Below are 22,372 nucleotides of genomic sequence, written 5' to 3' on the forward strand. Positions count from 1 at the left end.
CCCTTAGAGTGGGGCCCCGATCCGCCCCTCACCGGGCACGACGAAAGGAAGCGCATGGGTCTGCTGAGCGACATCCGCCTCCCCGAGGACGTCCGGGCGCTGACGCCCGGCCAGATGCCGGAGCTCGCCGAGGAGATCCGCCGATTCCTCGTGGAGAGCGTCTCGCGCACGGGTGGCCACCTCGGCCCCAACCTCGGTGTCGTCGAGCTGACCATCGCGCTGCACCGCGTCTTCGACTCGCCCCGTGACGCCATCGTGTTCGACACGGGGCACCAGGCCTACGTGCACAAGCTGCTCACCGGCCGCCAGGACTTCTCCGACCTGCGCAAGCGCGGCGGTATCTCGGGCTACCCGAGCCGCGCCGAGTCCGAGCACGACGTCGTGGAGAACTCGCACGCCTCGACCGCCCTGTCCTGGGCCGACGGCATCGCCAAGGCCAACCAGGTGCGCGGCAAGGACGACCACGTCGTGGCCGTCATCGGCGACGGCGCACTCACGGGCGGCATGGCCTGGGAGGCGCTGAACAACATCGCGGAGAGCCGGGACCGCCGGCTCGTGATCGTCGTGAACGACAACGGCCGCTCCTACTCGCCGACCATCGGCGGGCTCGCCAACCACCTCGACACCCTGCGCACCACCCGCGGCTACGAGGCGTTCCTGAGCTGGGGCACGCGCACCCTGCACCGCTCCGGGGCGCCCGGGCGCTTCGCCTGGCGCTGGCTGCACGGCCTCAAGAAGGGCCTCAAGGACGTCGTCGCGCCGCAGGGCATGTTCGAGGACCTGGGCATCAAGTACATCGGCCCCGTCGACGGCCACGACACCGAGGCGCTCGAACGGGCCCTCGGCCGCGCCAAGGCCTACGGCCGGCCCGTGATCGTGCACGCGATCACCGAGAAGGGCCGCGGCTACAAGCCCGCCGAGGAGGACATCGCCGACCGGTTCCACGCCGTCGGCGTCATCCACCCCGAGACGGGGCTGCCCGTGGCGCCCAGCCGGTTCGGCTGGACCAAGATCTTCGCGGACGAGATCGTCACCATCGGCCGCCGCCGGCCCGACGTCGTCGCCATCACCGCCGCCATGCTGCACCCCGTGGGGCTCGCACCGTTCCAGGAGCAGTTCCCGGACCGCACCTTCGACGTCGGCATCGCCGAGCAGCACGCCGTCACCTCGGCCGCCGGCATGGCGTTCGCCGGGCTGCACCCCGTCGTCGCCGTCTACGCGACCTTCCTGAACCGCGCGTTCGACCAGGTGCTCATGGACGTCGCCCTGCACAAGGCGGGCGTCACGTTCGTGCTGGACCGCGCCGGCGTCACCGGCGACGACGGCGCCAGCCACAACGGCATGTGGGACATGGCGATGCTGCGCATCGTGCCCGGCCTGCGCCTGGCCGCCCCGCGCGACGAGCCGACGTTGCGCGAGGCCCTGCGCACCGCCGTCGACGTCGACGACGCGCCCACCGTGGTCCGCTACCCCAAGGGCGCCGTCGGCGACGAGATCCCGGCGCTCGAGGCCCTCGACGGCGTGGACGTCGTGGGGCGGTTCGCCCCCGACACCAACCGCCGCCAGGACGGCCCGGCCCGGCGGGTGCTCGTGGTCGGCGTCGGCTCGATGGCGGCCTGTGCCATGGAGACCGGCGCGGCGCTCGCGGCGCACGGCGTCGAGGCCACGGTGGCCTCCCCGACGTGGGTGCTGCCCGTCCCGGAGAACCTCGTCAAGCTGTGCGGCGAGCACGACCTGGTGGTCACGGTGGAGGACGGCGTGGTGGACGGCGGGGTGGGCGACATGCTCGCGCAGCGCGCCGGCGAGCAGGGCATCATCACCCCGCAGGTGCACCTGGGCCTGCCGGTCGCGTTCCTCGACCACGCCAGCCGCGACCACATCGTCCGTGCGCAGCGCATGACGGCCGCCGACGCGACGCGTGACGCCCTGGCGGCACTGGCGCTGCTGTGACCAGGGCCGGACGCACCGTCGGCGTCGAGGAGGAGCTGATGCTGGTCGGGCACGACGGCGCCCCCATCGCGCGGGCGCAGGACGTGATCGGCAGCGCGCAGCCGGACGACGGGCCGCTGGAGCACGAGCTCATGGAGGAGCAGATCGAGACGGCCACGCCCCCGCGCTGGTCGCTCGAGGACATCGCCGCCGCGATCCGGGAGGGTCGTGCGGGTGCCCAGGCGGCGGCCGACCGGCACGACGCCCGCATCGCCGCGCTGGGGACGTCGCCCCTGGCACTCGCCGGGACCACGGTCGGCAAGCTGCGGTACCTCCTGGCGCAGGCCGAGTTCGGGCTGACCGCCCGCGAGCAGCTCACCAGCGGCTGCCACGTGCACGTGGCGGTGGCCGACGACGCCGAGGGCGTCGCCGTGCTGGACCGCATCGGGCCGTGGCTCGCGCCGCTGCTGGCGCTGTCGGCCAACTCGCCGTACTGGATGGGCGACGACTCCGGGTACGCGAGCTTCCGCTCGCAGGTCTGGTCGCGCTGGCACACGGCAGGCCCGACGCGGCGCTTCGGCACCCCGGAGGCGTACCACGAGGCGGTCGAGAACCTGGTCGCGACGGGCACCATCCTGGACGAGGGGATGGTGTACTTCGACGCCCGGCTGTCGGCGCGCTACCCGACCGTGGAGATCCGGGTGGCGGACGTGTGCCTGTCGGCGGACACCGCGACGCTCCTGGCGGCGCTGGCCCGGGGCCTGGTCGAGACGGCCGCGCGGGCCGCGGGCGACCCCGCGCCGGACGTGCCAGTCGAGATCCTGCGCACGGCGCTGTGGCGGGCCGGCCGGTCCGGTCTCAAGGGTGACCTCGTGGACCCGCGGACGTGGCGTCCGGCCCCGGCGCACGACGTCGTCGGCGCGCTGGTGGCGCACGTGCGCGAGGCCCTGGCCGACCAGGGCGACCTCGATGCCGTGACCGACCTGCTGGGCGGCCTGTGGGCCTCGGGCGGCGGCGCGGCCCGGCAGCGTGCCTGGGCGGCCGAGACCGAGGGCGACCTCGCGGCGGTCGCGCTGCGCGCGGCGGACGCGACCCTGGAGTAGACGGCTCACCAGGGCCGGCCGGGCCGTCCTGCCACGAGAGCCGGCCGAGACCCGGCCCGTGTACCCGACCTACCGCCGGGTCCTGGGGCGCCTCCGCCGGCGGGGAATATCGGGTTGCCCCTCACCGACCGGTCCTGGAACGGTCGGACGATGGACCTCGCCGGCATGTTCCCACCCTTCGGCCTCCGGGTCGCCAGCGGCGACGCGCTCGCTCGGCTACGCGCCGAACGGCGTCGTCCTGCGTGACAGGCAGGGGGAGCGGGCCACCGAGAACCGGTACCGGATGACGCGTGCGGCATGGGACGCGCGGCCCGACGCCCACCGCCCCGGCATGACGCTGCGGGGCGTGGCACCGGTCCGCGCGATGCTGGGGATGGACGAGGCTCAGCCGTAGATGGTCTCGGCGTACCCCGGGCCGTAGTGCGCCTCGACCTCGGCCAGGGTCTGCTCGGGCCGCTCCAGCGTGTGCGCGAGGACGGCACGGCGCGGCACCGACTCGGCGTCCCACGTCTCCGGGTCCCACGCCCGGGAGCGCAGGAACGCCTTGGAGCAGTGGTGGAAGACCTCCTCGACGTCCACCTCCAGCGCGAGCACCGGCACGTTGCGGCGCACCTGGAGGTCGGCGAGGTAGGGCGCGTCGCGCACCAGGCGGGCGCGGCCGTTGACCCGCAGCGTGTCGCCCCGCCCGGGGATCACGAAGATGAGCCCCACGTGCGGGTTGGCCAGCACGTTGAGGAACCCGTCGGTGCGCCGGTTGCCGGGTCGCTCCGGGATCGCGATCGTGCGGTCGTCCAGCACCCGCACCAGGGAACCGGCCGGATCGCCCTTGGGGGAGACGTCGAGGTTGCCCTCGGCGTCGGACGTCGCGACCAGGCACAGCGGCGAGGCCGCCAGCCACTGCCGGTCGAGCTCGTGCAGCGCGGGGCGCACCTTGTTCGCCGCCGTGTCCAGGGGCGGCGGGATGATCTCGCGCAGTTCCTCAACGGTCGTGACGGGCGTTCCGCCGAATGTGCTCTGCTCGTGGGTCATGCCCTCAACATAGCCCTGGAGCAAATGGGGCATGTCAGACCATCCGGGTACGCTCGCAGCGCCATGACCGAGCAGACGACCCTCCCCAGCCCGGCGGACACCCCGGCCGCCGTCCCCGCACCGCCCCGGCCCTGGAAGGCTCGCGCGGCCCGCCGCGTGCTGGAGCAGGCCGGGGCGCTGCTCGACGACGCCCGCCTGCTCACCACCGCCGACCTCGGCCTGCGCGAGCGCGTCCGCGACGCCTACACCGCCACCCGCGAGGTCTGCGTGCACGCCGACCTGCGCACCGTCCCGGTCACGGCACTGGAGGAACGGCGCAAGAAGCTGCGTGTCGCCGTCCTGGAGAAGGCCGGGTTCACGCACGTCACGCAGGTGCTCGCCGCCGGGACCGACCGCCTGGTCGACGCCGGCATCGGCGCCGGCACCGCTCGGCTCGCCACGTCGGCCGCCCGCGAGCTCGCCGACCAGGCCGACGCCGAGCTGCGCTTCCGCATCGACGTCGACCCCGACGACCCCTACGCCACCGTGCTCGTCCAGGCGCTGTACGCCTTCGGCCTCGCCACCGACGCCCGGCACCGGCACCTCGACGAGGCCCGCCGTGTGGCCGACGTCGTCCCCGCCCACCTGGAGCCCGCAGGCCTCGCCGCGAGCGTCTGGCGCCGGCTCGTGGCCCCCGCCGACCGCAGGACCGCCGCCCTGGTCGCGGTCTCGGCGCTCGCGGACCAGGTGGCGGCCGCACGCCTGACCGACGACGCACGGGCGGTCCGCGCCGCCGTCGGGCAGCCGCCCGAGGCGGCCGAGGTGTGGGCCGACTTCGAGGCGCGCTCGGCCGAGTACTACGGGCTGCTGTCGCAGGTCGTGGACCTCGGCGACGACCACGAGGCCGCCGAGGGCGGGCTGCCCGCCGACGTCGTCCGCCGGGTCGAGGCGCAGCCCCTGGACCGGACCCTGCTGCGCGCCAGCCTGCGCGGCTACCAGCAGTTCGGCGCGAAGTACGCGCTGGTGCAGCGGCGCACGATCCTCGGCGACGAGATGGGGCTGGGCAAGACCATGCAGTCCATCGCCGTGGCCGCGCACCTCGTGGCGACCGGCGGCACGCACGTGCTCGTCGTCTGCCCTGCCAGCGTGGTCACCAACTGGGAGCGGGAGGTGCGGCAGCACTCCAGCCTGACCGCCGTCGTGCTGCACGGCACCGACCGGGAGCGGGCCGCCGCCCGCTGGGTCACCGACGGCGGCGTCGCCGTGACGACCTTCGAGGTGCTCGGCCGGCTCGACCTGCCGCACGACCTGCGGCCCGCGCTCCTGGTCGTCGACGAGGCCCACTACGTGAAGAACCCCGAGACGCTGCGCGGCCGCGAGGTGCGGCGCTGGGCCGACCGGTCCGACCGCGTCCTGTTCCTGTCCGGCACCCCGATGGAGAACAAGGTCGCCGAGTTCAAGAACATGGTGGGCTACCTGCAGCCTGAGGTGGCCGGGCAGCTCGACCCCAACGCCGGCCTGTCCGGGGCCAAGGCGTTCCGCCGCATCGTCGCGCCCGCCTACCTGCGCCGCAACCAGGAGGACGTGCTCACCGAGCTGCCCGAGATGGTGCAGGTGGACGAGTGGGAGCAGTTCGGTCCCGTCGACGGCGCCGCCTACCGCGAGGCGGTCCTCGCGGGGAACTTCATGGCGATGCGCCAGGCCGCGTTCGCGGTCACCGACCCGGGGGACTCGGCCAAGCTCGTGCGCCTGCGCGAGCTCGTCGCCGAGGCCGTCGACGCCGGCCGCCGCGTCATCGTTTTCTCCTACTTCCTGTCCGTGCTGGAACAGGTCATGGACCTGCTCGGCGACCTCGCCGTCGGCCCGCTGACCGGGTCCGTGCCCGTGCCCGAGCGGCAGACCATGGTCGACGCGCTGTCCGCGCCCGGCGGACCGTCCGTGCTGGTCAGCCAGATCACCGCCGGGGGAGTCGGGCTCAACGTGCAGGCCGCGAGCGTCGTCATCTTCTGCGAACCCCAGGTCAAGCCCACCATCGAGGCGCAGGCCGTGGCCCGCGCCCACCGGATGGGCCAGACCCGCACCGTCCAGGTGCACCGGCTCCTGGTCGAGCACTCCGTGGACCAGCGGATGATGGAGATCCTCGGCTCCAAGGCGGCGCTGTTCGAGGAGTTCGCCCGCCAGTCCGAGATCACCGACGCGTCGCCGTCGGCCGTGGACGTCGCCGCGCCGTCCGAGACCACGCTGTCGCGCACCATCCTGGCCGAGGAGCAGCGGCGCCTCGCCAGCACGGAATGAGCCTCGGCGGTCGGCGACGGGTGTGATAACCGGTTCGAGAGGTTTTCCGGTTCACTGACGTCGTGTCCCCGTTGTCGTCACCCGCCGGTGCGACGGTCGCGCACGTCACCTCGCCCGCCCGGCTGCTCGCCCCTTCCCGGCGCACCGTGCCGTTCCTCGGGCGTACGGCCGAGCGGGCCTCGTTCGCCGCCTGGTGCGAGGACCCGCGACCGGTGTCCGTCCGCCTGGTCAGCGGCCCGCGCGGCGTCGGGAAGACCCGCCTCGCGCGCGAGGTCGCGCACGAGAGGGCGCACGCCGGCTGGACCTGCCTCGACGTGCCCGACGGTGCCGAGGCCGCCGCCCTGGCCGCCGTCCCCGACGGCGCCCCCGCCCTCCTGCTCGTGGACGACGCCGAACGGCGCGGCCCGGCGCTCGCGGACCTCCTGCGGACGGCGGCCCGTGGCCGCAACGGCGCGTTGCGCGTGCTGCTGGTCGCACGGGACGCCGGTGTGTGGTTCGACCGCCTGGCGGCGACCGGCCCGGACGTCCGGGCGCTGGTCGGACCCGCCCGGTCCGACCGCGCACTGCGCCCCGAGGTGCTGCCCGGCCAGGTCGACGCCCGGCTCGTGACCGCGTTCGTGGAACCGTACGCACAGGCGCTCGGCGTCCCCGTGCCGCGGGTCGCGGTCGCCTCCGTGCCGGGCGGGGCCCGGATGCTCGACCTCCAGGCGGCGGCGCTCTGCGCGGTGCTGCGCTCGCAGACGGGCCCGCCGGCGGGAGTCCTGCCGGTCGACGTGTCCGACGCCCTCGACGAGCTGCTGGAGCACGAGCGCTGGAGCTGGTTCCGCTCGGCCGAGGAGGAGGGGGTGCTCGGCGGCACCGGCTTCCGGCCCGAGGCCATGGACGCCCTGGTCGCCGCGGCCACGCTCACCGGCGTGCGCACCCAGGACGCGGCGGAGAACCTCGTCCGCCGGGTCGCGGCGGTGGTACCGGGCGTGCAGGACGCCGGCCGGGCCGGCGTGGCCCGCTGGCTGCTGGCGCTGGACCCGGCCCGGGCCCTGCCCGCCCGGCTGCTCGACCCCCACCTGCTGGCCGAGCTGACGGACACACCCGACCTGCTCGCGGCGTGCCTGACAGGGGCGAGCCCGGCAGCGGCCCGCCGGGCGGCCCTGCGGATGACCGCTGTCGCCGCCGAGCGGCTCGACGCCCGCTGCGCGGAGCACGGACCGGCCCTGGACCGGCTGGGCGCGGCGGTCGCGGCCCTGCCCCCGGAGCACGACACCCTCCGCGCCGTCTCGGGGGCCTTCCCGCACCCGTCGCTGGCGCTGGGTGAGCTGCGCGCCGAGCTCGCATCGCGCACGCTCGGGGCCCTCGGCGCCGCCCCCGACGGCGCCCGGCTCGCCGAGGCCCGGCACGACGCCGGCGTCGCGCTGCGGGAGGCCGGCCGGGCCGAGGACGCCGAACCCCACGAACGCCGGGCGGTGTCCCAGTTCCAGCGCCTCGCGGGGGCCGACCCGCGGCGGTTCCGGCCGCGCCTGGCCGTCCAGCTCGCGCACCTGGCGGCCACCTGCGCCGAGCAGGGCCGGTACGAGGAGGCCCGGGACCTGGCGGGACAGGCCGTGGCGCTGCTGCGCCTCCTGGCCGCGGGCGACGCCACCGGTGCCGCGTGGCCCGAGCTCGCGACCGCCCTCACCGACCTGGCCGCGACGGCGGCGGCGCTGGGCGACCCCGCGGCCGCGCTGGCGCCGGGCCGGGAGGCGGTGGAGGTCTGGCGGCGGCTCGTGCAGGAGCACCCGGAGCGGTTCGTCCCGGGGCTGGCGCGTGCGCTCGCGGGCGTGGCCCGGTGGCTGGTGGACCTGGGCCGAGCCGCCGAGGCGATCGGCCCGGCCGCCGAGTCCCTGGGGCTGAGCCGGGACCTGGCGGCCACGGACCCCGACGCCCACCTGCCGGGTCTGGGTGACGCGCTGTCGGTGACGGGCAGCGCGCTCGTGGAGCAGGGGGACGACGAGGAGGCCGTCCCGTATCTCACCGAGGCCGTCGCGACCCACCGGCGGACCGCCGAGGAGAACCCCGGCCGCTACCTGCCCGACCTCGCCCGCTCCCTCCAGGCCCTGGGCACCACGCTGGCGGCCCGGGGCGAGACCCGGGAGGGCGTCGCGCTCCAGCTCGAGGCGGTCGAGGTCCGACGGCGGCTCGTGGCCGGCGACCGCGACCGGCACCTGCCGGGGCTGGCCGGCGCGCTGTCCGGCGTCGGCGCCACGTACTCGCGCCTGGACCGGCCGCTGGCCGCGCTCGACGCGGAACGGGAGGCGACGCGGGCATGGCGCGAGCTCGCCGCCCGCGACCCGGAGCGCTACCGCCCCCGGCTGGCACGGTCGCTGACCACGGTGAGCGCGAGCTTCGCGGCCCTGCGGCTGGGCGACGAGGCCGTGGCCCCGGCGTCCGAGGCGGTCGTGCTGCTGCGCGACCTGGCGGGCGGCCCCGGCCCGGACGCGGAGCGGCACCGCGCGCCGCTGGCCGAGGCGCTGCGGGCGCTGGCGCTGGCTCTGCACGACCAGGAGCGGTTCGGGGAGGCTCAGGAGGTGCGGGGGGAGGCGGAGGACCTGGGGACCCCGATGGTTCGCCGAGGAAACTGACGTTTCGTAATTGTCTAGACTTGACCTACTTGTTGCCATAGCATCGACGTACAGAAACCAGGTCGTTGTGCGCAGGTCCTGGGGGTGGTCCACGTGCAGGGCTGGGCAAGGGGAAGTCTGCTGGTCGTCGCGCTGGGAGCGGTGTCGAACCTGGCTCTCACGTTCGTTCCCGACCTGATGCCACCCAGCGTGACGGTGCCGATCGTCTGGTGCACGGCCGTCGCCACGGTGGTGATCGCCGTGCTCTACCTCGTCGAGCAGGTCTACGTCGCGCGGCACCGCCTGGAGCGGGAGGCGGAGCTCGAACGGGCCCGCCTGCTCGAGGAGCTGCGGCAGTACCGCGGCATTGAGTGGGTGAGCGCCGACCGTGAGCATCGCAACGCCTCGCTGGGAATCTGGAAGTCGGCGCGGCGGCAGGTCGTCGTGTTCGGGTTCGGCATGACGAGCGTGGCGCGCGATCCCGACCTGATCTGGGCGATGGCCAACCGTGGTGTGGACGTGGACGTGGTCAAGGTGGATCCGGTGTGGCTGGTCGACCATCCGGCGATCGCGGCGACCATCGACGGGTACTACGACCGCGACGGTGCCTTCATCGGGCAGGTGGTGCGGGCGCACGGCCGGCTCCTCGCGCTCGCCGAGGAGATCAACGCGGCCGGACGCGGTCAGCTCAACATCCACACCTACCAGACCACCGTCCAGTACAGCGGCTCCATCCGGGATCCGGGGACGCCGGAGGCGTCCGGCTACGTCGAGTTCCACCTCTATCGCAAGTCGATCGAACGGCTCGGCATCGGGCTTGCGCAGTACGACGGCGGGGACGAGCTGAACCCGCCGATCCTGCAGCACGTGCTGCACTCGCTCTCGCTGGCCGTCGGGCACCCGGTGCCGGCCGAGCGGACGGCGCCCGCGCTCGGCCCGGGCGACGAACGGCGCGTCCTGGGCGTGGAGCACCTCCGGCCGGAGACGGGTGGGTGAGGAAGGGCTGGGGTGTGGGACGATCCGGAGTGTGCCTCTGGAGAGAATTGCCCTGATCAGCGACGCGCACGGCAACCTCACGGCCCTGGACGCGGTGCTCGACGACATCGCGTCGCGTGGGATCGACCGGATCATCAACCTCGGTGACTTCGTGGGCAAGGGGCCCCGGGGCAGCGAGGTCGTCGACCGGTGCGACAAGGTCTGTGACGTGAACATCAGGGGCAACTGGGACGACCGCCTGCCCGTCTGGGACGACGAGTCCGCCGCGGAGATGATCTGGTGGCGCGACGAGCTCCGTGCGGATCAGCGCGAGTGGCTGACAGCGCTGCCGCTCAGCCACGACCTGCTGATCAGCGGGCGTCAGATCCGGCTGTTCCACGCGTCGGCGGTCAGTCCGCACGTCCGGGTGCGGGCGCGCCACACGCCGGAGGAGTTCGACGGCATGTTCGCCAACACCCCGATGACGGGCGAGGGTCCTGCGCCGTCCGTCGTGGGGTACGGCGACATCCACGACGCGTTCGTCAAGGTGGACCACGGCCGGACCCTCTTCAACGTGGGGAGCGTGGGTAACCCGCTGGACGAGCCGGTGCCGAGCTACGCGATCCTGGAGGGCGTGGTCGACGACCCCGCCCCGGCACCCTTCGGGCTCCAGCTCGTTCGTGTGCCGTACGACGTCGAGGCGGAGATCGACGCGGCCGCACGGTTGGGGATGCCCGCCCTGCGGCCCTACGCGGTCGAGCTCCGCACGGCCGTCTACCGCGGCCTGCAGCAGGCCTGATCAGGACGGGCGGGCGACGGCGACGTCGATCCAGACCTTGCCGGTGTCCTCCGGGTCGCCGACCACCCAGGGCCGCACGGAGGTCTTCGCGCCGTAGACGTCACGGGCCGCCTGGCCCACGAGCCACACGAAGGTCTCGAGCTCGTAGCGGTTCCGCCAGCGCACGGTGGTCCGGCCGTCGGCACCCGTCTTGCTCTCGAAGCCCCGGTGGCCCGAGGCGGCGACCGTCGTCGAGATGAGCGCGGTCCCGCCCGGAGCCACGTGGGCGAGCACCTTGTGCACGGCCTCGTCGTCTCTCTCGGGTGGGAAGAGGTGGACGAAGGCGGTGGCGAGCACGAGGTCGAACACCGCCCCGTCGAGCCGGGTCTCCCGGCCGTCCTCGTCGACGTACCGGCCCGCCAGGAACTCTCCGTGCAGCAGGCGGGGGCGGCGGGGCTGGGTCGGGTCGTCGCAGAGCTCCCGGGCGGCGGCGATCATCTGTGCCGAGAAGTCCACGCCGGTGACGGTGTACCCGAGTGCGGACAGCACGCGGGAGTGGGTCCCGTCGGCGCAGCCGATGTCCAGCGCCGTGGGCTGCTCGGCGCCCGTTACCCGAGGGAGCCGTTGAGTGAGCCATTTCTTGGCGTTCTCCTGGCGGGAGAGCGTTGTTGCCCGGTACGTCCCCGCGAGCGCGTCGTAAGCGTTCCGATTGATGTCAAGAATCGCCTGGAGCTGCGAGGGCGTGGTGCTGATCGCGGGAATCTCGTCGAGCACTACGGGCGGAGCGCCCATCCATCCCCCTCGTGCGCGGTGGATCGTTTCGATCCGCCAGTCGGCAGGAAAACTGGCAGGAGGTCCACCGTGGCTCACGGCGGAACGCCGCCATCGTGCCACATCCGGAGCGTCGTCGCGTCCACTCGTCGCGGTCCGCGGGGGACCAATTACCGAACAATGCGACCGGGCGGAGAAAAGAATCATCATCGAATATTGAAACGCGCACCGATTCGACTGGACTGCAGCCGCTCGAAGGCGCAAGACTTGTCGTGTGAACGAAATCACATTGGAAGCCGAAGCCAACAGGACCTGTCAGGACCTCACCACGCTCGAAGCCGCGCGGCTGCTGGGCGTGTCGAAGCTCCACGTCATCGACCTGCTCGAAGCGGGTGAGATCGACTACCACATGGTCGGTACGGACCTCCGGTTCAACGCCGCGGAGATCGCGTCCTACAAGTCGGACCGTGAGCACCGCGACGCGGAGACCCTCGTATCGGCATGACCCCCGCGCGGCGGGCGGCGCCCTGGCGCTTCCGCTGACGCAGTGCGTGGGCCTCGCGTACCTGCGACGCCATGCACACTGACGCCTGAGCGCACGTTCGTCACCTTCAGAACGTGCGCTCTTGTCATGTCCGGCCACCGTGACCCGCACCAGGCCAGGGTCAGGCCCAGGCCACCGGGGCCAGCTCCTGCGGGCCGTCGGCGATCAGCGCTGCCACGGTCGCGGCAGGTACAGGTCGCCCGCCCCACGCGTCGACGCCGACGTTGATCTGCCGCCCCCGCTGGCGCCACGTGTCGTGCACGTGCCCGTGCACCACCCAGCCGCCCCGGTCCGCGGGCCGGTGCTCGACGTACCGGTCCGCCCCGTGCGAGTCGCCCTCGTAGGGGAAGTGGGACAGCGTCACGTCCGGGACGCCGAGCGTCACCGGGTCCGGACGGTCGTGGATCTCGGCGAAACCCGCGGCCAGATAGCGCTCCCGGGCCGCCGTGCGCCGCAGGCTCCGTGCCTCAGGGTCGCCCTTGCGCAGGGAGGGGTCGCCCTCCCAGCAGCGATCGTGATTTCCGGGGACCAGGATCTTGTGCCCCGCGAGCCGGCCGATCCACGTCAGTGACTCGTCGAGGGCGCCCAGGGCGACGTCGCCCAGCACCCAGACCGTGTCGTCCTCGGTGACCGTCTCGTTCCAGAGCTCGGCCAGGCGTGCGTTCATCGCGGGCACGCCGGCGAACGGGCGGTCGCAGAAACGGATGATGTTCAGGTGTCCGAAGTGCAGGTCGGACGTGTAGTACGTGGTCATGTCGGTACGCATTCAACCGTGTCCGGGCCGCCGGGGGAACCCGGGACCCGAGCAGCGCGGCGGCCATGGGCGATGATCGGCGGATGGACCTCGCCGTCGATCTCAGCCACCGCACCGGGCGCACCGACGCCATCTACCGCGCGCTGCGCGGCGCCCTGACCACGGGCCGGGTCCCGGCGGGGGAGCGGCTGCCCTCGACCCGGGACCTCGCCCGCGACCTGGGTGTGTCCCGGGCGAGCGTGGCCACCGCGTACGAGCGGCTGGTCGCCGAGGGTTTCCTGGAGTCCCGGCCGGGCGCGGGAACCTACGCGACCGAGGCGGCGAACGACGCGCCGCCCGCGCGCCGCCGGGGTGCAGGCGCGCTGCGGCCGCGCGCCGGCTGGCACTGGAGCCCCCGGCCCACCAGCGCTGACGCGGCCGCACCCGACCACGACTTCCGCGTGGGCATCCCGGACGCGAGCCTCTTCCCCTTCGACACGTGGCGCCGGCTGCTGGCCGCCGAGTCCCGGGCGGGCGGTCCGGCGGCGGGGGCGTACGGCAGCCCCGCGGGCCTGCCCCGGTTCCGCGCGGCCGTCGCGCGGTACGTCTCGGGAGCCCGCGGCGTCCACGCCGGCCCGGACGACGTCATCGCCACCACGGGCGCGCAGCAGGCGCTCGACCTGGTGGCCCGGGTGCTGCTCGAACCGGGCGACGTCGTGGCCGTCGAGGACCCCGGCTATCCCGAGGCCCGCGAGCTGTTCGCGCTGCACGGCGCGCGCGTGGTTCCCGTGCCGGTGGACGCCGAGGGACTGGTCGTCGACGAGATCCCGGAGCGCGCCCGCCTGGTGTACACCACGCCCTCCCACCAGTTCCCGCTGGGTATGCCGCTGTCGCTCGCGCGGCGCCGGGCCCTGCTGGCGCATGTACGGCGCCACGGTACCGCCGTGGTCGAGGACGACTACGACAGCGAGTTCCGCCGCACCCGCCGCCCGCTGGAGCCGCTGCAGGCCCTCGACCGGGACGGCCGGGTGGTCTACGTGGGTACCTTCTCCAAGTCGCTGCTGCCCGGCCTGCGGGCCGGGTACCTCGTGGCCCCGCCGTCCCTGCGGGACGCCCTGCTCGCGGCCCGTCAGCTCACCGACGGCCACGGCGCCGTGCACGTGCAGGCCGCGCTCGCCCGCTTCCTCGACGACGGGCTGCTCGCGCGGCACGTCCGCAAGGCCTCGGCGCGGTATGCGGAGCGGCACGAGATCCTGCTGGACGCCCTCGCGGAGCTGCCCGTCGAGCCCGTACCCTCCGCCGCGGGCCTGCACGTGGCCGCCCACCTGCCGGAGGACGGCGGCGTGGACTCCCGGACCCTCGTGGCCCGGGCCCGACGGCGGTCCGTCGCGCTGGAGTCCCTTGCCACCTATGCGACCGGTCCGCACCGGGACGGGATCGTGCTCGGGATCGGGAACGCCGTCACGAGCTCGATCCGGCCAGGGATCCGGGTGCTGGCGAGCCTGCTGGATCCGTGAGGCCGGGTGCGCGCCGCGCCCGGCGCCGCTGCCAGGTGGTCCAGGCGAGCCCGCCCAGTGCCGCCACCACGGGGCCCGTCATGTGCGCGCCGGTCATGACGAGCAGCCCGAGCGCGGCGACCAGGGACACCGCCGCACACCACCACGCCACGCCCCAGCGGGGCAGCAGCCGCAGGGCGGCGGCCGCGCCCACCACGTAGAGCAGGGAGAACGTGGCCGTCGCCATGAGCAGGATCGCGTCGGTCGTCTGGTGCAGGGCCGCCAGCAGCGCCGTCGTGCCCAGGGCGACCACCGTGATGAGGGTCAGGGAGCGGCGCGGCGTGCGGCCCGGCCGGGCCGCGAGCCAGCCGGGCAGGGCGCCGTCCCGGGCGAGCGCCGCACCCATCCGGCTGCCACCCGCGAAGTAGACGTTGATCGCGCCCACGGTCAGCAGCACCGCCACCACCGCGGTGACCGGCCGCGCCTGCTCACCGAACCCGAGCACGAGCAGGTCCGACAGCGGTGCGGGGCCCGGCGCCGGCCCGAGCACCGCGACCGTGGCGAACGCGACGCCGAGGTACAGCACACCGACCGCCGCCACCGCGATCGCCGTGGCACGGGGGATGTCGTGCGCCGGGCGCCGGTACTCCGCGGACAGCGAGCCCAGGATCTCCCACCCCGCGAAGGCCCACACCAGCAGCGCGGCCGCCGGGCCGACGGCGCCCCACCCGTGCGGCGCGAACGGCACCAGGTTGCCGGTCTGCGCGTGCGGCAGCGCCACGACGACGGCGACCGCGAGCAGCAGCGCCACCGATCCCGCGATGACGAGCTGCGCCGTGCCGGAGACGCGCAGGTCGAACCAGTTCATGACCGCGCACACCGCGATGATCGCGATCGTCGTGACCAGCGCGGTACCGGACCCGCCGCCGGTCGCGTCGGCGACGTAGGCGCCGGCGAAGCCCGCCGCGGCCGGAGCGCCCACGCCGATGGTCCCGTAGAAGGCCCAGCCGACCATGGTGGAGGCCCGCTCGCCGAACGCGAGCCGCGCGTACGTGGCCACCCCGCCGCCGTCGGGGTGGCGCGCGCCGAGGGCGGCGAACGTCGTGGCGAGCGGGACCGAGAGGAGCACGAGCCCGGCCCACGCCACGAGCGACGCGGGTCCGGCGACGCCCGCGGCGAGAGCCGGGAGCGAGATGACGCCGGTGCCGAGCATGGCACCGAGGGTGAGGGCCGCGCCCTGGGGCACGCTGAGACCGTTCTGCATGCCCCGAACCTATGCGGCAGGTGGACCGGTGAGCGGGCCGGTTCTGGTCCGGTCGTTCAGGCCGGTCGGGGCCGGTCGGGACCGGGCCGCCTCGCGCACGTGCTGGAGACCCGCGGTCGTCGCGATGACGAACACGCGGTCGTGCGGCTGGAGGTAGCGCCCCGCGGCCGGCTCGATCAGGTGGCCGCCGCCCCCGCTGTCGAACGAGAGCGTGCGCACCGCCAGCAGTCGGCTCGCCATGCCGCGCACGCGGGGACGTCCCGGGGCGCCGTCGTCGGGCCCGGCGTCGGTCTCCGGGACGTCGAGCTCCGTGGAGTGCTTGCCGACGAGCGTGCTGTGCTCGCCGATCTCGATCTCTGCGAGGACCAGCACCCGGTCGCGGTACGGGATGGTGGCCTTGACCTCCTGACCGATCATCGCCGCGGCGAACCAGGGTGCGGCCAGGAACGACGAGCTGAGCCCCGCGGAGTCCGGCACCTCCCGGCGGATCCTGCGGGACAGGTCGCGGTCGTAGACGCGCAGCACCGTGCGCAGCGGCGGCGCGTCGGCGGTCCGCGGCACGGAGCGCGCCGCGAAGCCGATGCCGATGGTGGTCGCACCGCCGCTGGTCACCACGACGATCGCCTGCGCGGAGCCGACGTAGGCACTGCGCAGGGTGGTCGACCGGCGGGCGTCGCCGATCACGACGGGGACGTCCCGGGCACGGGCGACGGCGATGCCGCGCGCCGACTCGTCGACGTCGACGGCGATCACGGGCACGCCGCGCCGGTCCAGGGACCGCACGATGCGGGTGCCGAGGTCGCCCATCCCGACGACCACCACGTGGCCGGACATGGGGTGCAGCGGGGCGCCGGTGTCGAGCAGGCGCTGGGTGCGCACGACGCCGTCGACGACGACACCCGTGACCCAGGGGATCACGGCGACGCTGACGATCGTGAGCGCGACCTGCGTCGCCTTCACGACCGGGTGGGCGCCGTGGTCGGGGTCGCTGCCGGCCAGGGAGGGCAGCACCGCCTCGTACAGCGCTCCCGCCCACGAGGACCCGGTGGCGATCTTGATCGTCGTCGCCCCGGCGAGCACCACCAGCGCCAGGACGCCGGCCGCGAGCAGCAGGTTGCGGCCCGAGGTGATCGCGAGGGAGCGCACGTACTCGCCGAACCGGCGGTGGCGGTGCGGGTCCACCTCGTCCTCGTCGGGCTCCAGCTCGGCCCTGACCTCCGGCATCACGTCGTCCGGGCCGGCGTCGGCCAGGAACACCTTCGGGGTCAGCCCGGGCAGCTCGGCGGCGTTCGGCAGGGCCACCACCGCGTCGTCCTCGTCCGTGGCGAACAGGACCATCCGGGTCGGCAGCGACTCCTCCTCGTCCGACACGGTGACCAGCCGGCGGTGATCGACGGGTAGCCGGATCTGCCGCCGGAGGGCGGCGGCGACGATCTCCGGCGCCGCGAACGCCGACGACGACAGGACGGTGCAGTGGTCACGCTCCAGGTGCCGGCCGAGCGACTCGTCGAAGATCCGGACCACGACGTGCAGCGCGGGCCACTTCTCGCGCAGCAGCAGTGCCAGGGCGACGTTGCCGCCGTCGTCCTGCTCCACGAGCGCCGCGGACGCGGCGCGGTCGGCCCCCGCCGTGGCCAGGGAGTCCTCGTCGACCCGCTCCGCCTCGACGACCTCGACGGACGGCAGGTCCGCCATCTGCTGCGCGTACCGGGAGGCGCGGTCCGGCACCAGCACGGCCACCGTGCCCCGGAAGCGGGTGGACAGTGCACGGGTGAGGCGGAAGGCGAGGGGACCGTCCCCGACGACGACGTAGTGCGCTCTCGTGCCCGACATGGCGTCCGTCATGGGCGCGAGCGTAGCGGGACCCTCCGACACCGGGCTCAGCCGGTGCCGGAGGGTCCTCGAGCGGAGGCTCAGGCGGGCACGTTGGCCACGCCGTCCGGCAGGAACCGCCGGCCGAGCACCTTCTCGCTGTAGCCGGTGCGGTCCAGGTAGGGCGTGATGCCGCCCGTGTGGAAGCCCCAGCCGGCGCCCAGGATCATGGCCAGGTCGATCTGCTGCGGGCCGGGTACGACGCCCTCGTCCAGCATCAGGCCGATCTCGGTCGTCAGCGCGGTGAGCACGGAGTCGAGCACGCCGTCCGCGTCCAGCACGCTCTGCCCGTTCCTACCGGGCTCGCCCGGACTGAGTGCCGCGCCGAAGTACTCCTGGATCGCCGGGTTCACCGGCTTCGGCAGGCCCTTCGCCGGGGCGTCCAGCACCACGCGCGTGCCGTCCTCCACGATCCGGGCCAGGCCCTGCGACGCCGGGATGCGGTCGCCCAGGTTCTCCCGCAGCGAGGTGAGCACGTGCTGCGCCACGGCGGGGCCGACCAGGTCGGTCAGCTCGAACGTGGGCATCGGGAAGCCGAGCGGGGCGAGCGCCCGGTCGGCGACCTCCACGGGGGTGCCGCCCTCGATCGCGTCCACGACCTGGCCCATCACGAGCAGCAGGAGGCGGTTGACGATGAAACCGGGGCGGTCCGCCGAGCCGATGGCGGTCTTGCGCAGCTTCTTGGTGACGGCGAACGCCGTGGCGAGGGCCTCGTCGGACGTCTTGTCCGCCGTGATCACCTCGACCAGCGGCATCTGGGCCACCGGGTTGAAGAAGTGGATGCCGACCACGCGCTCCGGGTGCGCCAGGTCCGCCGCCATCTCGGTCACCGACAGGGCCGAGGTGTTCGTGGCCAGGATCGCCTCCGGGGAGATGATGCCCTCCAGCTCGGCGAACACCTTCTTCTTGAGCCCCATCACCTCGGTGACGGCCTCGATGACGAAGTCGCAGGAGGCGAACTCGCCGATGTCCGTGGTGCCGGACACCGAGGCGACGATGCGCGTGGCCGCCTCGGGCGACAGGCGCCCGCGGCCGGCGAGCTTCTCGGCGGTCTCCCGGACGAACGCCAGGCCCTTGTCCACGCGCTCCTGGTCCAGGTCGCGCATGACGACGGGGACGCCGAGACGCTGCGCGAACAGGAACGCCATCTGCGCGGCCATCAGGCCCGCGCCCACGACGCCGACCCGGGTGACCGGCCGCGCGAGCTTCGGGTCCGGTGCGCCCGCGGGCTTCTTGCCGGCGCCCACGAGGTTGAACGCGTAGATGCTGGCGCGCATCTCGTCGGTCATGATCAGGTCCGCCAGCGCCTGGTCCTCGGCCGCGAACGCCTCCTCCTTGGTGGCGTTGCGGGCGGCGGCGATCAGTCCGAGGGCACGGTGCGGCGCGGGGCGCGACGCGCCGACCACGACGTCGAGCCGCTCCTTGGCCGCCGCGACGACGGCGTCCCACACGGGCTGCGGGTCGAGCTCGCGGCGCGGCACCTCGATCTCGCCGGTGACGACCTTCGCCGCCCAGTGGATGGACTGCTCCAGGAAGTCCGCGGCGTCGAACAGCTCGTCGACCAGGCCGATCGACAGGGCCTCGGCGGGCTTGTAGGGCTTGTTCGCCGCCGGGCGGGTCAGGATGACCTCGATCGCCTTCTCGACCCCGACCAGGCGCGGCACGAGGTAGGCACCGCCCCAGCCGGGCACCAGGCCGATGCCCGTCTCGGGCAGGCCGAGCGCCGCGGCGTCGGACGCGACGGTGCGGTAGTCGCAGTTGAGCGCGACCTCGAGGCCGCCGCCCAGGGCCAGGCCGTTCACGAACGCGAAGGTCGGCACCCCGGTCTGCGCACGGAGGTCGCCGAGGATCGAGTACGCGGCGTGGCCCATGCGGCCCAGCTCGACGGCCTCGTCGTGGCCGTGCACCGACGTGATGCCCTTGAGGTCGGCACCCGCGGCGACGAAGTAGGGCTTGCCGGTCACGCCCACGGCGGCGATCTCGCCGGCCTCGGCGCGGGCCCGGACGCCCTCCAGGGCGGTCCTGAGCTCGGCGATGCCGGCCGGGCCGAGCGTGTTCGGCTTGGTGTGGTCCAGGCCGTTGTCGAGCGTGACCAGGGCGAGCACACCGGCGCCGCCGGGGAGCTGGACGTCCCGGACGAGGGAGTGGGTGACGCGCTCGGTGAAGGCGGGGTTCTCGGTCACGGTCAGTTCTCCTCGTCCGTGTGGCCGGAGTAGTCGGCGTGGTGCGGGTTCTCCCAGATGACGCTGCCGCCCTGGCCCAGGCCCACGCACATGGCGGTCAGGCCGTAGCGGACCTCGGGGTGCTGCTCGAACTGCCTGGCGAGCTGCGTCATCAGGCGCACGCCCGAGCTGGCCAGCGGGTGGCCCATGGCGATCGCGCCGCCGTAGGGGTTCACGCGCGGGTCGTCGTCGGCGATGCCGTAGTGGTCCAGGAACGAGAGCACCTGCACGGCGAAGGCCTCGTTCAGCTCGAACAGGCCGATGTCGTCGATGGTCAGGCCGGCGGCCTTGAGCGCCTTGTCCGTGGAGGGCACCGGGCCGTAGCCCATGATCTCCGGCGGCACGCCGGCGAACCCGTAGGACACCAGCCGCATCTTCGCCGGCAGGCCCAGCTCGGCCGCCGCGTCGCCCGAGGCGAGGATGGCGGCGGTGGCGCCGTCGGTCAGCGGGGACGACGTCGCGGGGGTGACGCGGCCGCCGGGGCGGAACGGCGTCTTGAGGCCCTGGATGGACTCGAACGTGGTCTCCGGGCGGGGCAGCTCGTCGGCCGTGGCCAGGCCCCAGCCGAGCTCGGACGAGCGGATCGCGACCGGGACCAGGTCGGGGTCGATGTTCCCGTTGGCCAGGGCCTTGGCGTACTTGGCCTGCGACTCGACGGCGAACCGGTCCGCGCGCTCCTTGGTGAGCTGCGGGAACTTGTCGTGCAGGTTCTCCGCGGTGACGCCCATGTTCAGCGCCTGCGGGTCCACGAGCTTCTCGGCCACGAACCGGGGGTTGACGTCGGCGTCGAAGCCCATCGGGTGGCGCCCCATGTGCTCCACGCCGCCCGCGATCACGACGTCGGCGGCGCCCATGGCGATGCCCGCGGCCGTGGTGGTCGCGGCCGTCATGGCGCCGGCGCACATGCGGTCGATGGCGTAGCCCGGAACGGACTGGGGGAGGCCGGCGAGCATGCCCACGGTGCGGCCGAGCGTGAGCCCCTGGTCGCCCTGCTGCGTCGTGGCGGCGACGGCCACCTCGTCGATGCGCTCCGGCGGGAGCTCGGGGTGGCGGCGCAGCAGCTCACGCACCACCTTCACGATCAGGTCGTCCGCACGCGTCTCGGCGTAGAGACCGTCCGGCTTGGCCTTGCCGAAGGGGGTGCGGGCGCCGTCGACGAAGACGACGTCGCGTACCGCCCGGCGGGTACGCGGTGTTTCCGGGGCTGCGGTCATCAGCTCCAACTCCTGGGGTTTTCGGGACGGCGACGTCCGGTGAGCGACGCCGCTGGATCGAGATACACGCTACCGCGAGTACCGGTAAAAAGCACGCACGATCTGAGACCCAGTTCGGGGCGGCTGAAACGGAGTCTCCGGGGAGGGTGCGGCGCCGAGCCGAGGGCTCGGTCGGTTGCACCGGGCGCCGCGACGACTTCGGTCGCTTGTCTTGAGATCGGCCGGTTGAGTGACCGATCTCAAGGCAAGCGACCGAAGTTAGCGCGGGGTGGGGGTCATGTGACCGAAGTCGGCGCGGGGTCGGGAGCAAGTGACCGAAGTCAAGTGGGGAGCAAGTGACCGCAGTCAGGCGCGCGGGGCGCGAGGGACCGACGCCAGTCGCGCGGCGGTGAGCGACTGACCGAAGTCAGGCGCACAGCGGTGAGTGAATGACCGAAGTCAGGCGCACAGCGGTCAGCGAATGACCGAGGTCACTCGCTCACCGCCGCGCCGAGCGGTCAGCCGCGGCGGAGCTTGCGGACCACCTTCTTGGCCGTCGGCAGGGCCGTGTTCCAGGTGTTGTACCAGCGCGAGAACGCGACGTCGATCGAGCCCACCAGCTCGTCGGTGTGCTTGGCGAAGCTCTTCTTGTAGTCGCTGATGCCGTCGTTGAGCAGGCCGTTCATGTCGTACCGCACGAGACCCTGCTCCTGGGCGATCTCGATGGTGCGCCAGTAGGTGGGCGCCGTGGCGGTGGCCTTGCGGCCCGCGTCGTTGCCGCCGCCGTACAGCAGGAACGACGTGCTGGCCGAGTTGGCGCACCACGCGAAGGTCGCCGGTGCGTCGTCGATGTAGGTGGCCACCAGCACCGACCGCTCGCCGAGCTCCCGGTGGATGTCGAGGTAGTACTTGTCGTGGTGGATGGCGAACCCGGCGCGCTCGGCCGTCTCCTTGTAGACGTCGAGCACGCGCAGCACCTCCGCCTCCTCGGTCACCCGGCGGATGTCGAGGCCCGCCCGCGCGCCCTTGCGGATCTCGTACCGCGTGGACTTGCGCATGTCCGCCATCAGCTCGTCCTTGGACCGCGTGAGGTCCAGGATGAGCGTGCTCGGGATCATGATCTGGTTGGGCGCGTACCGCCGCCCGGCCAGGTCGAGCTGCGTGCCCGCGGGCCAGTCCGGCTCGATCGTGATGCCCACGCCGCCCACGTTCTCCCGGGCCCACTGGACCACGGTGTTGGTCACGGCGTTGCGGGTCGCGGTGTCACCCACGCCGAACACGGCCTGCGCCGTCTCGCCGTCGTGGTGCGCCACCACGGGGCCGCGCGGCACGTACGACAGCGCCCGGAACTGGGCCGGCAGCGGGCGCACCAGAAGCTGCGCGAGGCCGACCGTCGTGCCGTCCTCCGTCACGCGCAACCGGTGCGCGCGCCAGTTCCCGGCCGCCTTGACCTCACCCCAGCCCCAGAGCTGGAGCGGGTGCCCGCCCAGGGCGAGGACCTCACGGTCCCAGGTCGCAGGTTCGGTGACGACGTCGACGGCGAGCGTGATGGGCTCCGACAGGGCTGGCATGGGGACGACTCTACTGGGGTACGG

At 73.7% G+C, this 22,372-nt stretch carries 16 protein-coding genes; 8 read left to right on the top strand and 8 right to left on the bottom strand.

The features are described from left to right. Positions 1–54 precede the first annotated feature (54 nt). Together dxs and ACO229_RS04740 are read left to right on the top strand one after the other, a co-directional pair. The gene (dxs, locus tag ACO229_RS04735) at positions 55–1,950 is read left to right on the top strand and encodes a 1-deoxy-D-xylulose-5-phosphate synthase (protein WP_423463969.1); all 1,896 of its coding nucleotides are present in this window, start codon (positions 55–57) and stop codon (positions 1,948–1,950) included. Continuing rightward, on the top strand, positions 1,947–3,032 hold the full coding sequence (locus ACO229_RS04740; protein ID WP_397430497.1) for a glutamate--cysteine ligase: 1,086 nt from the start codon (positions 1,947–1,949) through the stop codon (positions 3,030–3,032). The genes dxs and ACO229_RS04740 overlap by 4 nt, the downstream gene beginning before the upstream one ends. Before the next feature lie 384 nt (positions 3,033–3,416). Here ACO229_RS04740 and ACO229_RS04745 read toward each other — a convergent pair whose 3' ends face one another. Continuing rightward, entirely contained in the window at positions 3,417–4,061 is a 645-nt protein-coding gene (locus ACO229_RS04745; RefSeq protein WP_423463970.1) for a pyridoxamine 5'-phosphate oxidase family protein, read from the bottom strand. Positions 4,062–4,124: 63 nt separating this feature from the next. On the opposite strand from ACO229_RS04745, the gene ACO229_RS04750 reads away from it, so the two are divergent. The 4 genes from ACO229_RS04750 (at position 4,125) to ACO229_RS04765 (ending at position 10,703) form a co-directional block, all read left to right on the top strand. Next, entirely contained in the window at positions 4,125–6,335 is a 2,211-nt protein-coding gene (locus ACO229_RS04750; protein WP_423463971.1) for a DEAD/DEAH box helicase, read from the top strand. A 62-nt stretch (positions 6,336–6,397) separates the two neighbouring features. Beyond that, positions 6,398–8,950 (top strand): tetratricopeptide repeat protein, encoded by a 2,553-nt coding sequence (locus ACO229_RS04755; protein ID WP_423463972.1) that lies wholly within the window; start codon positions 6,398–6,400, stop codon positions 8,948–8,950. An 84-nt stretch (positions 8,951–9,034) separates the two neighbouring features. Continuing rightward, complete coding sequence (locus tag ACO229_RS04760) at positions 9,035–9,925, top strand: hypothetical protein (protein ID WP_397430492.1); 891 nt, start codon at positions 9,035–9,037, stop codon at positions 9,923–9,925. A 31-nt stretch (positions 9,926–9,956) separates the two neighbouring features. After that, positions 9,957–10,703 (top strand): metallophosphoesterase family protein, encoded by a 747-nt coding sequence (locus ACO229_RS04765; RefSeq protein ID WP_423463973.1) that lies wholly within the window; start codon positions 9,957–9,959, stop codon positions 10,701–10,703. Here the strand turns inward: ACO229_RS04765 and ACO229_RS04770 are convergent, their stop codons facing one another. Further along, positions 10,704–11,474: a class I SAM-dependent methyltransferase gene (locus ACO229_RS04770; RefSeq protein ID WP_423463974.1), complete on the bottom strand. Its 771-nt coding sequence runs from the start codon at positions 11,472–11,474 to the stop codon at positions 10,704–10,706. Between the two features lie 253 nt (positions 11,475–11,727). On the opposite strand from ACO229_RS04770, the gene ACO229_RS04775 reads away from it, so the two are divergent. After that, on the top strand, positions 11,728–11,958 hold the full coding sequence (locus tag ACO229_RS04775; RefSeq protein ID WP_423463976.1) for an excisionase family DNA-binding protein: 231 nt from the start codon (positions 11,728–11,730) through the stop codon (positions 11,956–11,958). Positions 11,959–12,118: 160 nt separating this feature from the next. Here ACO229_RS04775 and ACO229_RS04780 read toward each other — a convergent pair whose 3' ends face one another. Beyond that, positions 12,119–12,751, bottom strand: coding sequence for a metallophosphoesterase (locus ACO229_RS04780; protein ID WP_397430489.1), 633 nt, complete (start codon positions 12,749–12,751; stop codon positions 12,119–12,121). A gap of 83 nt (positions 12,752–12,834) precedes the next feature. On the opposite strand from ACO229_RS04780, the gene ACO229_RS04785 reads away from it, so the two are divergent. Then, positions 12,835–14,247: a PLP-dependent aminotransferase family protein gene (locus ACO229_RS04785; RefSeq protein WP_423463977.1), complete on the top strand. Its 1,413-nt coding sequence runs from the start codon at positions 12,835–12,837 to the stop codon at positions 14,245–14,247. Here the strand turns inward: ACO229_RS04785 and ACO229_RS04790 are convergent. From ACO229_RS04790 to ACO229_RS04810, 5 genes are all read right to left on the bottom strand, one after another. Then, positions 14,192–15,490: an APC family permease gene (locus ACO229_RS04790; RefSeq protein WP_423463978.1), complete on the bottom strand. Its 1,299-nt coding sequence runs from the start codon at positions 15,488–15,490 to the stop codon at positions 14,192–14,194. The genes ACO229_RS04785 and ACO229_RS04790 overlap by 56 nt on opposite strands. Before the next feature lie 9 nt (positions 15,491–15,499). Beyond that, complete coding sequence (locus tag ACO229_RS04795) at positions 15,500–17,335, bottom strand: potassium channel family protein (RefSeq protein ID WP_423463979.1); 1,836 nt, start codon at positions 17,333–17,335, stop codon at positions 15,500–15,502. A gap of 68 nt (positions 17,336–17,403) precedes the next feature. Next, positions 17,404–19,545 (bottom strand): 3-hydroxyacyl-CoA dehydrogenase NAD-binding domain-containing protein, encoded by a 2,142-nt coding sequence (locus tag ACO229_RS04800; protein WP_423463980.1) that lies wholly within the window; start codon positions 19,543–19,545, stop codon positions 17,404–17,406. A 2-nt stretch (positions 19,546–19,547) separates the two neighbouring features. After that, entirely contained in the window at positions 19,548–20,798 is a 1,251-nt protein-coding gene (locus ACO229_RS04805; RefSeq protein ID WP_397413625.1) for a thiolase family protein, read from the bottom strand. Between the two features lie 497 nt (positions 20,799–21,295). Further along, positions 21,296–22,348, bottom strand: a complete 1,053-nt coding sequence (locus tag ACO229_RS04810) for a lipid II:glycine glycyltransferase FemX (protein ID WP_397413623.1) — start codon at positions 22,346–22,348, stop codon at positions 21,296–21,298. Positions 22,349–22,372 lie beyond the last annotated feature (24 nt).

This window comes from Promicromonospora sp. MS192 (genome assembly GCF_049532985.1).
Lineage (GTDB): Bacteria > Actinomycetota > Actinomycetes > Actinomycetales > Cellulomonadaceae > Promicromonospora.

Bases quoted from the DNA above. Each gene is read 5' to 3' on its own strand.
- dxs (WP_423463969.1), top strand. From the start codon at position 55: ATGGGTCTGCTGAGCGACATCCGCCTCCCCGAGGACGTCCGGGCGCTG.
- ACO229_RS04745 (WP_423463970.1), bottom strand. From the start codon at position 4,061: ATGACCCACGAGCAGAGCACATTCGGCGGAACGCCCGTCACGACCGTT.
- ACO229_RS04750 (WP_423463971.1), top strand. From the start codon at position 4,125: ATGACCGAGCAGACGACCCTCCCCAGCCCGGCGGACACCCCGGCCGCC.
- ACO229_RS04770 (WP_423463974.1), bottom strand. From the start codon at position 11,474: ATGGGCGCTCCGCCCGTAGTGCTCGACGAGATTCCCGCGATCAGCACC.
- ACO229_RS04780 (WP_397430489.1), bottom strand. From the start codon at position 12,751: ATGACCACGTACTACACGTCCGACCTGCACTTCGGACACCTGAACATC.
- ACO229_RS04785 (WP_423463977.1), top strand. From the start codon at position 12,835: ATGGACCTCGCCGTCGATCTCAGCCACCGCACCGGGCGCACCGACGCC.
- ACO229_RS04790 (WP_423463978.1), bottom strand. From the start codon at position 15,490: ATGCAGAACGGTCTCAGCGTGCCCCAGGGCGCGGCCCTCACCCTCGGT.
- ACO229_RS04795 (WP_423463979.1), bottom strand. From the start codon at position 17,335: ATGACGGACGCCATGTCGGGCACGAGAGCGCACTACGTCGTCGTCGGG.
- ACO229_RS04805 (WP_397413625.1), bottom strand. From the start codon at position 20,798: ATGACCGCAGCCCCGGAAACACCGCGTACCCGCCGGGCGGTACGCGAC.
- ACO229_RS04810 (WP_397413623.1), bottom strand. From the start codon at position 22,348: ATGCCAGCCCTGTCGGAGCCCATCACGCTCGCCGTCGACGTCGTCACC.